Origin of the sequence: Nonomuraea terrae, assembly GCF_004348995.1 — a bacterium.
Lineage (GTDB): Bacteria > Actinomycetota > Actinomycetes > Streptosporangiales > Streptosporangiaceae > Nonomuraea > Nonomuraea terrae.
The window spans coordinates 1-12,088 of sequence record NZ_SMKQ01000015.1 but is presented as its reverse complement, the minus strand read 5'-3'; the positions used below and the strand labels follow the sequence as shown (position 1 = coordinate 12,088).

Genomic DNA, 12,088 nt, shown 5'->3' with positions numbered 1-12,088 from the left:
CAATTCAATCGGAATAGTTGGGATGTAGGAACCGTGGAGTGGACCCCCGACCAGCGCGAACTGGCCGACCTCGAGCTGCTGCTCTGCGGAGCTTTCGAGCCGCTGACCGGGTTCCTCGGCCACGACGACCTCCATACGGTGCACGAGCGCGGCACCCTCGCCGACGGCACCCCGTGGCCCGCGCCCGTGACCCTCCACCTGCCCGCCGACGTCTCTCCCGGCGACGAGGTCACCCTGCTCGACCCCGAGGGGCTGCCGCTGGCCGTGCTGACCGTGACGGCTCACGAGCCCGACGGGCTGACCTCCGGGCCGATCAAGGCGCTGAGCACGCCGGAGCACGGCCCCTTCGCCCGGCTGCGGCGTACGCCCGCCGAGGTCCGGCAGGAGCTCGGCGGGCGTCCGGCGCTGGGCGTCACCATGCGCGGCCCGCTCGACGACCTGTCCGAGGTGATCGCCACCGCGAAGGAGCTCGACGCGGTGATCCTGCTGCTCCCGCTCGCGTACGGCGAGGCCGGCCCCGCGGTCGTGCGCGCCGCGCTGCGAGCGAAGGATCAGCTGCCCGAGGGGACGCTCGTCGTCCCGGTGCCGCTGGCCCCGCGCGACGAGCCCGAGATCGACCTGGAGCTGCGCGAACACGTCGCCACCCGCTACGGAGCCACGGAACACTTCGCCGGCCCCGACCCCGTGCACATCCCGGGCCCGCCCCACCGCCGCGGCCTGGTCGTCTTCTTCACCGGGCTGTCCGGCTCCGGCAAGTCCACGATCGCCCGCGGCCTGCGCGACGCGCTGCTGGAGCTCGGCTCCCGCACGGTGACCTACCTCGACGGCGACGTGGTGCGCCACCTGCTGTCCAAGGGCCTGACGTTCTCCAAGGCCGACCGCGACCTGAACATCCGCCGGATCGGCTTCGTCGCCGCCGAGGCCGCCCGCCACGGCGGCCTGGCGATCTGCGCCCCGATCGCGCCGTACGAGGCCACCCGCGCGGAGGTGCGCGAGATGGTCGAGTCCGTCGGCGCCGACTTCCTGCTGGTGCACGTCGCGACGCCGCTGGAGGAGTGCGAGCGGCGCGACCGCAAGGGCCTGTACGCCAAGGCCCGCGCCGGCCTGATCCCCGAGTTCACCGGCGTCTCCGATCCGTACGAGGAACCGGACGACGCCGATCTGGTGATCGACACCACCCACATGTCGATCGAGGCGGCCGTCTCCAGGGTGCTCGACACGCTGAAGTCCGGGAGGTGGGTCCGTTGATCGACCTCCCGCTGATCGCCGGGTCCTTCGTCGTCGCCATCGTGGTCGGGCTGACCGGCATGGGCGGCGGCGCCCTGATGACCCCGATGATGATGCTGTTCTTCAACGTGCCGCCACTGGCCGCGGTCTCCAGCGACCTGGTCGCCTCGGCGGTGATGAAGCCGGTCGGCAGCTTCGTCCACCTGCGTCACGGCACCGTCAACCTGCGCCTGGTCGGCTGGCTGTGCGCGGGGTCGGTGCCGACGGCCTTCTGCGGGGTGTTCCTGGCCAGGGCGTTCGCGGTCACCGACGCGGTGAAGTACGCCCTCGGCGTGGCGCTGCTGCTGGCCGTGGCCGGCATGGCGCTGAAGAGCTGGTTCGCCGGGCGGGGTGGAACGTCGAGCCCGCACGAGATCGTCGTGCGCCCAATGCCTACCCTACTGGTCGGTATGGTAGGCGGGTTGGTGGTCGGCGTGTCCTCCGTCGGCTCCGGATCGCTCATCATCGTGGCCCTGCTCGTGCTGTATCCGGCGCTCAAGGCCAACCAGCTCGTCGGCACGGACCTGGTGCAGGCCGTGCCGCTGGTCGCCGCCGCCGCGCTCGGCCACCTGCTGTTCGGCGACTTCCAGCTCGACCTCACCGTCTCCCTGCTGATCGGCTCGATCCCGGGCGTCTACCTCGGCGCGCGGATCTCCTCACGCGCCCCCGGCGGCCTGATCAGGGCCATGCTGGCGATCGTCCTGCTCGCCTCGGCGCTCAAGCTGCTCGACGCCGGCAACACGTTCACCGTGTGCGCCCTCGTCGTGGCCGTCGCGGTCACCGTCGCCGGCTGGCGGCTGCGACGCCGCGCGGGCGCCAGGCGCGCGGCGGCGGAAGCCGACGGCGCCCCGGCGGCCGGGCAGCCGCACGAGGTGAGCCCCTAGGCTACGGACGCGGCACCGGGGTCGAGCGGAAGTACGGATCCCGGGCCAGCTCGGCGAAGGCGCGGTCGGCGCCCTGGTCGGAGTCGAAGCTGGTGTCGCCCCGCGGCGCCTGCGGCGAGTCGAAGTAGAGCAGCGCCTTGATCTGCGGATACCGCTTGATCTGCCGGCTCACCGACTCGAAGAAGCGGCGCTTGAACGACCGGTCGTGAGGACGTTCGAACACCCCCCACTCGGCCACCATGACCGGCTTGCCGGGGAAGCGCGCCTGCATCCACCGGTAGAACCCTGGCCAGTCCGGATATTCCTTGCGGGTCTTGTTCACGAGGCCGTCGAAGTCCTGCACCCGATGGTCGGCGTACGGGTCCATGGCCACCCAGTCCACCACGTCGTCACCCGGGTAGAGATCCTCGAACCAGGGCTTGGCCGCCCAGTTGGGCGCCCCCATGTACGTCATGACCACGACCGCGTTCCTGACCCCACGCTCGCGCAGCCGCAGCACGACGTGGCGGAGCATGGCCGCGTAGTCGGTGGCCTGCATGCCCGAGCCCCGTGCGGGGTTCACGTCGTTCTCGGGCTCGTGGTGCACGGTGAGGAAGAAGCGCTCGGGGAACTTGCGCCTGAGGTGGGCGGCCAGCCGGTCGATGCGGCGGTCGAGGGCGCCGCCCGCGATGTCCGCCCACGTGTGCTCGAACGACGGCTTCCAGTTGATCATGAGCAGCCGCGGCCGCTCGGGGTCGCGGGCCAGCCTGATCTCCGCGCCGGTCGGGAACAGCTCACTGCCCCGGTGATAGACGTGCAGCACGTCGGCGGCGGTCCCCATGCGCGCCTCCGCACCGTGCAGCGCCTGCTCCACCGGGGCGCCGGTGAAGACCTCCGGCGCGATCCCCCACCAGGCGCCGCAGGACGGGATGAGTTTCGAGGTGGCCGTGCAGGTGGGCGAGCGCACAGCCGGCCGCACCGAACGGCTCTCGACCGGCGGCACACTTCCGGCGCCCTCCGCGCCGGAGCAGGCGGCCAGCACCGTGACCACGGCCATGGCGGCGCCCGTGAGCGCGGTGTGCGTAGTTTTGTGAGTTTTACCCCGTAGCTGCAAAGCCTTCCTACCCCCTTGTCGAGTGACCCCCGCCTATCACACCTGAACCTTGCCACGCCATTCTTGGAACGTCAGCCAGTGTGAGAGTCTCCCCAGTTCATGGCAGGGATCGGGCCGCCCGAATTTTTCTGATATTTCGATTTATCAGGTGCCTTCTTTCTGGCCGTACCGGAGAACATCTTGCGTATTCCACCTGGGTGATAACCGTCCGTCCTATAGTGAGCCCGCGTCCGGACAGTGACGCAGTGTCGCCGGTCCGCGACGATCCGCACACATCCCAGGAGACCTCCCATGAGCTCCGGCACCGGCCTGGACGAGCACCTCGCGCTGTTGCGCCGGCGGTGGCTGCCGTTCGTGGGCTGCGTCGTGTTCGGCGGCGTCGCGGCGCTCGCACTCCTGCTGCTCACACCGCCCGTCTACACCGCGACCACCCAGGTCCACGTCCTGCCGGTGGGCGTGCCGGAGCCGCTCAACCAGGTCACCAACCGCCAGCGTGAGGCGCTCAACCTCGACACCGAGGCCCAGGTCGCGCAGTCGGCGGCGGTCGCCGCCCGCGCGGCCAGGGTCCTCGGCGGTGAGGAGCCCGAGCCGGCCGAGGTCTTCGTGCCGCCCAACTCGGGGGTGTTGTGGATCTCGGTGACGGCGGGCGGCCCCGACAGCGCGGCCGCCCAGTCGCGCGCGTACGCCGAGGCGTACCTCGACCATCGCCGCGCGGGCGCCCTGAGCGCGCTGACCGCGCAGCAGCAGGTGATGCTGACCAAGTACAAGCAGGTCAACGCCGCACTCGACCAGGTCGTCAGGGAGCTCGTCCGGCTGCCCAGGGGCACCCCGGAGCACACGCTCGCCCAGCAGCGCCAGAGCGTGCTCAACCGCCAGTCCGCCAGTCTGGCGCTCAAGTACGACGCGCTGCGGACGGTCGCGGTGACCCCGGGCTCGATCCTCAGCCGGGCCACGCCGCCGGACGCCCCCAGCTCCCCCAGCCTGCCCCTCTATCTCGGCACCGGGCTGATGGCGGGCCTGCTGGCCGGCTCGACCGCCGCGTACGCCCGCGACCGGCTCGACAGGCGGCTGCGCACGGCCGCCGACGTGGAGCGGCTGACCGGCCTGCCCGTCCTCGGCGACCTGTCGGGGCCGCGCCCGCACGGCGTGCTGGCGGAGCTGGCCGGTGAGGTCGTCGCCGCCTGCCCGGGCAAGCGGCTCCTGATCAGGGCGCTCCCCCACGACCTGCAACCCGCCCGCCGCCGCGCCGAGCCGCTGCCGGTGAGCCTGCCGCTCGTCGTGCTGGACGGCTCCGACGCCCGCGACCTGGCCAGGGCCGAGGCCGCCCTGCTGGTCGTGGGCCTGGGCCGGGTCACCTCCACGGACGTCGCCGCCGCCGTACGGCGACTGGCCCGGCACGGCGTCCCGGTCGCCGGCGTGGTCGCGGCGGCCGAGGCGGTGCCGACGTTCGTGCCGCTGCTGGAGCCGCACCCGCACCACCACACGCTCGGCAAGCTCGTCGCGAGCGGCGAGCTCGATCTGGGCCTGCCGCCCGACACCACCCCCATCCAGCACTTCCACCACCCGCAGCGGCCGGGCATGCCGACGTGAGCAGAGCCGCCTGGCCCATCGCGGCGCTGCTGATCGGCTACCCGGTCTGGTGGGCGCTCGGGTTCGGGGGGCTGTCGGTGATCGTGGTGGCGGTGCCGATGGCGGTGGTGCTGTGGCGGCGCCGGCCGATCAGGGTGCCGCGCGGGTTCGGGCTGTGGGCGCTGCTGCTGGCCGGCTACCTCATCAGCGGGCTGATGCTGGCCGAGTCGCCCCCCGGCACGTACGGCGAGCTGAGCGCCGGCCGGGTCATCGGTTACCTCATGCGGCTGGCGCTCTACACGTCCGTCGTGGTCATGATGCTCTACCTGGGCAACCTCACCGAGCGCGAGCTGCCGCAGCTGCGGCTGGTGCGGATGCTCGGCGTGCTGTTCGTGACCACGGTCGCCGGCGGGCTGCTCGGCGTGTTCTTCCCGGCCTTCTCCTACACCGCGCCGGTGCAGCTGCTGCTGCCGGACTGGATCGGCGGCAACCCGTTCGTCCAGAACCTCATCCAGCCCACGGCGGCGCAGACCCAGAAGGTGCTCGGGTACGCCGCGCCGCGGCCCGAGGCGCCGTACGAGTGGGCCAACGCGTGGGGCAGCAACGCGTCGGTGCTGCTGGTCTGGTTCGTGATCGGCTGGTGGGTGTACGGCCGGACGCGGCACAAGGTCTTCGCGACCGTGGTGCTCGCCCTGGCCGCGATCCCCATCGTGTACTCGCTCAACCGGGGCCTGTGGATCGGCCTCGGCCTCGCGGTGCTCTACCTCATCGTCCGGGTGGGCGGGCGCACCCGGATCCTGACGTGCGGGTTAGTGGCCACGGCGGCGCTGGCGTTCGTGCTCAGCCCGCTCGCGTCGCTGGTCGCCCAGCGGCTGGACCGGCCGCACTCCAACGACATCCGGGCCTTCACCGTGAGCGCGACCCTCGCGGCGGCCACCCACTCGCCGGTCATCGGCTACGGCAACACCCGCAACGCCACCGGCAACCACCGCTCGATCACCACGGGCAAGACCCCGTGGTGCCCGACCTGCGGACACCCGCCGCTGGGCGGTGACGGGCAGCTCTGGCTGCTGATCATCACCCAGGGGTTCACCGGCGCGCTGCTGTACGCGGCGTTCTTCCTCGGCGCCATCCGGCGCCACTGGCGTGACCGCAGCCCGATCGGGCTGGCCGGGGTGCTCGTGATGGGGCTCGTGCTGCTCTACATGTTCATCTACGACGGCCTGGTCTCGCCGCTCAGCCTCTATCTGATCTCGTTCGCCCTGCTCTGGAGAAACTGATGACCGACGCCGCGACCCGTCTCGGCTACCTCGCGGAGACCGTGCGGCTGCTGTACCCGGGGACGGGCTCGCCCCGGGCGTACACCGTGCTGCCGCTTCCCGCCCTGCCCCGGCGGCTGGCGCCGCGCCGATGGTGGCATGTGGGCTCCCGGGTCATGGTCCCCGACGAAGGGTCGATTGCGACGTACCTGAGCGAGGTCTTCGAGCGGCCGGTCGAGACGGTCCTGCACGTGCGCCCGGCGCGGCGGGCCAACCGCAAGCCCGTGCTGGAGGCGCGCTCGCAAGGGCGGCGGCTGGCGTTCGTGAAGGTCGGCGACACGCCCCGCACCCGCGAGCTGCTCGCCACGGAGGCGGCGGCGCTGCGCCGGCTGGCCGGGCTGTCCCTCGACGTGGTGGCCACCCCTTACGTGCTGCACCACGGCGAGTGGCGGGGGCTGTCGGTGCTGGCCGTCTCACCGCTGCCGGTGTGCCGCCGTCGGGTGCCGCGCCCGCTGCTGCTCGACGCCGTCAGGGAGATCGCCGAGACCGGCGGCACCCGCCCGGCCTGGCACGGCGACCTCGCGCCCTGGAACATGTGCCCGTCGCCCGACGGCCGGGTGCTGGTGTGGGACTGGGAGCGTTACGAGATCGGCGTCCCGTACGGGTTCGACGCGGTCCACCACTTCTTCCAGCGGGCGCTGCGCCGGATGCGCCCGCCGGTCGCGGCGCGGGCGTGCCTGGCCCAGTCCGTACGGGTGCTCGCTCCCCTGGGGCTGTCGGCGGCGGCGGCCCGGCACACCGCGCTGCGGTACCTGATCGCGCTGGCCGACCGGCACGCCGCCGACGGTCACGAACCGCTGGGCCCGCCGGAGACCTGGCTCAACCCGGTCGTCGACCACCAGGAGTTGCTGACATGAGGACGATGAAACGCTCAGCCCTTTCCCTGTCGCGGTCGGCGGGGCGGTTCACGGCGGGGGCGCGGGTGCTGCCGTCGTTCCTCATCGTGGGGGCGCAGCGGTGCGGCACCACCTCGCTCTACCGCGCGCTCGCCCAGCACCCGCTGCTGCTCAAGCCGGTGCTGCACAAGGGCGTGCACTACTTCGACGTGGCCTACGACCGCGGCCTGCGCTGGTACCGGGCCCACTTCCCGTTACAGGCGGGCGCCGCCCTGCTCGGCCGCCGGCACGGCGGGCCTGCTCATGCGTACGAATCCTCCCCTTATTACCTGTTCCACCCGCTGGCCGGCGAGCGCATCGCCGCGACCCTGCCGGGCGTGAAGCTCGTCGTGCTCGTGCGCGACCCCGTCGAGCGGGCCTGCTCGGCGCACGCCCACGAGCTGGCCAGGGGCTTCGAGACGGAGTCGCACCTCGAGACCGCGCTCGAACTCGAGGAGCAGCGCCTGGCCGGAGCCGACGAACTGCTGCGCGCGCTCCCCTACGCGCTGCACCACTCCCACCGCCACCACGCCTACGTGACCCGGAGCCGCTACGCCGACCAGCTCGACCGGCTGGAGCCGATGTTCGGCCGCGACCGAATCCTCGTGCTGGACAGCCACCGCTTCTTCGCCCATCCCGAGGCGGTCTACGACCGGGTGCTGGAGTTCCTGGAGGTGCCGCACCTGGGGTATCCGGTGTTCGAGCGGCACAACGGCCGGGCGCTGCCGCGTCCGGTGCCGCCCGCGCTGGAGCGGTCGCTGCGCGAGCGGTTCGAGCCGTACGACGCCCGGCTGGCGCGGTGGCTGGGCGAGGAGCCGTCGTGGCGGCGTTGAGCCTGGCCGGTGCCGCCGGGGTGGTGGGGGCGGGCTGCAGCGCGCTGGCGCAGTTCGCGCTGGTGGTGGTCGTCACGCGGGCGTTCTCCGCGGAGGAGGCGGGGGCGTTCTTCACGGCGACCGCGCTGGCGCTGATGGTGGCGGGGATCGCCAAGCTCGACGCGGGGAACGGGCTGGTGTACTTCGCAGCGCGGGCGGTCGACGGTATTTCCGGATATATCCGGGCGGCGCTGGTGCCCTGTCTGATGGTCTCCGGGCTCGCGGCGGTGGTGCTGTATCCGTGGCTCGGGCCGCTCGCGCTGGTCCTGCCCGTCATGGTGGCGGGCGACGTGCTGCTGGCGGTCACCCGGGGGTTCGGCTCCATGCGGCCCACGGTGCTGCTCGACGGGGTGCTGGTGCCGTGTTGCCAGCTGGCTCTCGTGGCGGGCGCGGCCCTGGCGGGGGCGGCCGGGTGGCTGCCGGCGGCGTGGGGACTGCCGTACGTGCCGCTGCTGGTCCTGGCCGTGGTGGCGGTCAGGGGGCGGGTGACGCGGACGCCTTACCTGCCGGGGACCGTACGGGAACTGTGGCGTCACACCGCTCCCCGGTCGGTGGCGGGGGCCATCCAGGCGGTGTTCCAGCGGGCGGACATCGTGATCGTCGCCGCGCTCGCCGGCCCCGTCCAGGCCGCCGTGTACACCGCCGCCACCCGCTTCAAGGTGGTCGGTCAGCTCGCCAACCAGGGGCTGGCGCAGGCCCTCCAACCGCGGCTGGTCAGGGCGCTGGCCGACGGCGAGCACGAGCTTGCCGGGCGCCTCTACCAGAGCGCCACGGTCTGGCTGGTGCTGCTGACCTGGCCGGTGTGGCTGGCGTACGCGGCGCTGGCCCCGTGGGTGCTGCGGCTGTTCGGCCCCGGGTACGAGGCGGCGGTTCCGGTCGCGCTCGTGCTGGCCGGGACGATGATGGTCGCGACGGCCTGCGGGATGGTGGACGTCGTCCTGACCGCCGCAGGGCACACCGGGACGAGCCTGGCCAACCTGCTGGCCGCCGTCGCCTGCACCCTCGTCCTCGATGTGGCGCTGATCCCGGCCCACGGGGCGCTCGGGGCGGTCGCGGGGTGGTCGGGCGGCGTGCTCGTGAAGAACCTGCTGCCGTTGTGGCAGCTGCACCGCCGCTACGGCCTGCACCCGTTCGGCCGCCACACCCTCGCGGCGCTGCGCGTACGCGGCTGGGCCGCGGCATGAGGGGGCGCCCTGTCCTGGTGACCGGGCTGCCGCGCAGCGGGACGAGCTGGGCCGGCAAGATGCTCGCCGCCGGAGGCGACCTGGTCTACGTCAACGAGCCGCTCAACCCGCAACACCCGCCCGGCCGCTGCCCCGGCGTACTGAACGCCCGGGTGACCCACCGCTTCCAGTACATCTGCGACGACAACGCCGCCGACTGGCTGCCCGCCTTCCGCGACACCCTGGCGCTGCGTTACCGGTGGCTCGCCGAGCTGCGTGCCAACCGGTCACCGTACGATCTGGCGCGTCTCGTCCGATACGGCACCGCGTTCACGTACAGCCGGCTGACAGGGCGGCGGGCGCTGCTGGACGACCCGTTCGCGGTGCTGAGCGCGGGCTGGTTCGCCCGGCGGCTGGGATGCCGGGTGATCGCGCTGGTCCGGGACCCGGTGACGTTCGTGGCGAGCTGGCAGCGTCTGGGCTGGACGGTGCACTTCGAGGAGCTGCTGGACCAGCCGCTCCTGGTACGCGACCATCCGGAGGTTCTGCAGCTGCGGCCGCTGGTCGGCTCCGAGGACCGGATCGCCAAGGCCGCCGCCCTGTGGCGGGTGACCCGCGCGATCCTCGACCGCACCCAGGGAATCCTCGTCACCCCATACGAATCGCTGGCCGCCGACCCTCTGCCGGCCTTCCGGCGCCTCTACGACTACGCGGACCTGCCCTGGACCCCATCCGCCGAACGCCGCATCACCCGCGCCTGCCTCGCTCCCTCCCCCACCGGCCGGGGCCGCGGTTTCACCTGGACGGGCCTGTCCCGCACGGCCTACCGCCCCATGAACTCCCCCGCCTCCCTGACCACCGCTCTTCGCGGCCTCACCCCAGAAGAGGCGACCCGCATTCGCACCCTCACCCGCTCCTGACACCACGCACCCGCTCCAGCGCCACCGACCACGCACCGGGTCTGCCGAGCCGTTCCCGGTCGAGTGTCAGCGGCCGTGTCAGCATCGCAACGGCTCGGTATCAGAGCGGTCGGTGATGGTGAATCCCATGAACGGTTCGGAGATCGCGGCCTCGGGCCCGCGCGAGGCATACACAGAGCAGATCAAGCCCAGAGGACGTATGCGGGCCTTCCGGCGTGTGGGGGTCGCCACGGCGCTGGCCGCCGCGCTGCTGGGCGGGGTGGCCGCCTCCGGGGCGGCCGCCGCGGACGGCGGGCAGGATCGTCCGGAGCTGCAGAGGGCCATCCAGGCATTCGTCGATGCCGGTTTCGCCGGGGTGCAGCTGCGCGTGAACGATGAGCGAGGCGAGTGGGCCGGCAGCGCCGGGGTGCGCAAGCTGGGCACGACCGCCAAGCCACCGACGAACGGCCACTTCCGGATGGGCAGCACCACCAAGAACTTCACCGCGACCCTGGTGCTGAAACTGGTAGCCGCCGGCGAGGTCGATCTCGATGCCCCGGTCGCCGACCACCTGCCTCAATACGGGCTGGACCGGCGGATCACCGTACGGATGCTGCTGCAGCACACCAGCGGATTGATCGACTACACCTTCGACGTCCTCCCCGACGGGACGCAGGTGTCATTGATCCCATGGCAGGGCGAGGAATGGGTGGACAAGCGGTTCCACACCTACAAGGACGACGAGCTGGTACGGCTGTCGCTGTCCAGGCGGCTGAAGTTCGAGCCGGGGACGGGCTGGAGCTATTCCAACACCAATTACGTGCTGGCCAAGCTGCTGATCGAGAAGGTCACCGGCCACTCCTACGCCGTGGAGATGCAGCGGCGGATCCTGGGGCCGCTCAAACTGGAGCACACCGTGGTGCCGGGCGCCCGCTCGGACATGCCCGCGCCGTACGCTCACGCCTACTACCGCTACGAAGACGCCGGCCAGTGGAAGGTGATCGACGTCACCCGCCAGAACCCCTCTTGGATCTCCGCCGCTGGTGAGATGATCTCGACCACCGAGGATCTCCACACGTTCTTCTCCGCGCTGAACGACGGGACGCTCCTGCCGGCCAGGCTGCTGGCCGAGATGCGCGAGCCACACCCGGGCAGCGCCGGCCTCTACGGCCGCTACGGCCTCGGGGTATACGTGCAGGACACCGGCCCGGACTGCGCCAGCGTCATCCTCAACCACAACGGCAGCAACAACGGCTACGGGGCGCTGATGTACAGCACGCCCGACGGCAAGAAGACCATGACCGCCTCGATAACCAGCGGCGACGCCGCAATGGACGTGGCGACGGAGTTCCCGAAGGCGTTGAACGACCTCATCGACGTGGTGTTCTGCGACGGGGAAGCCGCGTCGGCCGACGCGGCCAAGCCGGCTCAATAGCCGGTGCCGAGCACCGGGCCTCGCGATCGGCGTGGCCCGGTTCACCGGGCGGCCGCCACCCGGGTGGCCAGGGCCGTCGTGAGCAGCCGGGCGGCGAAAGGCAGGTCGTTCGCCAGGTAGCGACGGGTCAGCCGCCGCGGCTCGCAGGCCAGCCGAAACGCCCACTCCAGCCCGGCCCAGCGCATCCACTCCGGCGCCCTGGGCAGGGTGCCCGCCGCGAAGGAGATGGCCGCCCCACATCCCAGGAACCACGCGTCCGGCAGATCCTCCCGCAGCTCGTCGGCCAGCCGATCCTGCCGCGGGAACCCGAGCCCGACGAACACGATCCGCGGCCGGGCCGCGACCACCTCCCGCCGCACGCGCGCCCGCCCCTCAGCGGTCGCGTCGAACCCGTACGGGGGCGCGCTCACGCCGCAGACCCGTAACCCCGGAAAGCGCCGGCTGAGCGTGCGAGCCGCTCCTGCCGCAGCTCCCGGCGGCCCACCAAGCAGGTAGACAGGCCAGCCCCGACGTGCGGCGAGCCCGCTCAACGACCAAAGGAGATCGGCTCCCGTGACCCGCTCCGGCACCGGCCTGCCGAGCAGCCTCGCCGCCCACACCAACGGCATCCCATCGGCAACCACGATCTCCGCCGAACACACAAGCTCCCTGAGCGTGGAATCCCGAGCAACCGCCCGACAGATATCCACATTCGGCGTAACAATCCGCCCGCC

General features: G+C 72.1%; 11 protein-coding genes. 9 read left to right on the top strand and 2 right to left on the bottom strand.

From position 1 onward, the window contains the following. Positions 1–33 precede the first annotated feature (33 nt). Positions 34–1,248: an adenylyl-sulfate kinase gene (gene cysC / locus E1286_RS08195; RefSeq protein ID WP_132610330.1), complete on the top strand. Its 1,215-nt coding sequence runs from the start codon at positions 34–36 to the stop codon at positions 1,246–1,248. Then, a complete protein-coding gene (locus E1286_RS08190; RefSeq protein WP_132610328.1) occupies positions 1,245–2,150 on the top strand; it encodes a sulfite exporter TauE/SafE family protein in 906 nt (301 codons plus the stop codon). Before cysC ends, E1286_RS08190 begins: the two co-directional genes overlap by 4 nt. A 1-nt stretch (position 2,151) precedes the next feature. Here the strand turns inward: E1286_RS08190 and E1286_RS08185 are convergent, their stop codons facing one another. Continuing rightward, positions 2,152–3,186, bottom strand: a complete 1,035-nt coding sequence (locus E1286_RS08185) for a glycoside hydrolase family 26 protein (RefSeq protein WP_132610326.1) — start codon at positions 3,184–3,186, stop codon at positions 2,152–2,154. 348 nt (positions 3,187–3,534) lie between these two features. Between E1286_RS08185 and E1286_RS08180 the strand changes: the two genes are divergently transcribed. The 7 genes from E1286_RS08180 to E1286_RS08150 all read left to right on the top strand — a co-directional run bounded on the left by E1286_RS08180 (position 3,535) and on the right by E1286_RS08150 (position 11,375). Then, positions 3,535–4,833 carry a Wzz/FepE/Etk N-terminal domain-containing protein gene (locus tag E1286_RS08180; protein WP_132610325.1) on the top strand — a complete coding sequence of 433 codons (1,299 nt, stop codon included), beginning with the start codon at positions 3,535–3,537 and terminating at the stop codon, positions 4,831–4,833. Further along, complete coding sequence (locus E1286_RS08175; protein ID WP_132610324.1) at positions 4,830–6,092, top strand: hypothetical protein; 1,263 nt, start codon at positions 4,830–4,832, stop codon at positions 6,090–6,092. Before E1286_RS08180 ends, E1286_RS08175 begins: the two co-directional genes overlap by 4 nt. Then, positions 6,092–6,988 (top strand): hypothetical protein, encoded by an 897-nt coding sequence (locus E1286_RS08170; protein ID WP_132610322.1) that lies wholly within the window; start codon positions 6,092–6,094, stop codon positions 6,986–6,988. The genes E1286_RS08175 and E1286_RS08170 overlap by 1 nt, the downstream gene beginning before the upstream one ends. After that, on the top strand, positions 6,985–7,839 hold the full coding sequence (locus tag E1286_RS08165; RefSeq protein WP_132610320.1) for a sulfotransferase family protein: 855 nt from the start codon (positions 6,985–6,987) through the stop codon (positions 7,837–7,839). The genes E1286_RS08170 and E1286_RS08165 overlap by 4 nt, the downstream gene beginning before the upstream one ends. Then, positions 7,827–9,062, top strand: coding sequence for a lipopolysaccharide biosynthesis protein (locus tag E1286_RS08160; protein ID WP_246074581.1), 1,236 nt, complete (start codon positions 7,827–7,829; stop codon positions 9,060–9,062). The genes E1286_RS08165 and E1286_RS08160 overlap by 13 nt, the downstream gene beginning before the upstream one ends. Beyond that, positions 9,059–9,961 (top strand): sulfotransferase, encoded by a 903-nt coding sequence (locus tag E1286_RS08155; RefSeq protein WP_132610316.1) that lies wholly within the window; start codon positions 9,059–9,061, stop codon positions 9,959–9,961. Before E1286_RS08160 ends, E1286_RS08155 begins: the two co-directional genes overlap by 4 nt. Positions 9,962–10,088: 127 nt before the next feature. Next, positions 10,089–11,375 (top strand): serine hydrolase domain-containing protein, encoded by a 1,287-nt coding sequence (locus E1286_RS08150; protein WP_132610314.1) that lies wholly within the window; start codon positions 10,089–10,091, stop codon positions 11,373–11,375. Positions 11,376–11,416: 41 nt separating this feature from the next. Here the strand turns inward: E1286_RS08150 and E1286_RS08145 are convergent, their stop codons facing one another. After that, the gene (locus tag E1286_RS08145) at positions 11,417–12,016 is read right to left on the bottom strand and encodes a WecB/TagA/CpsF family glycosyltransferase (RefSeq protein ID WP_281282635.1); all 600 of its coding nucleotides are present in this window, start codon (positions 12,014–12,016) and stop codon (positions 11,417–11,419) included. Positions 12,017–12,088: the final 72 nt, after the last annotated feature.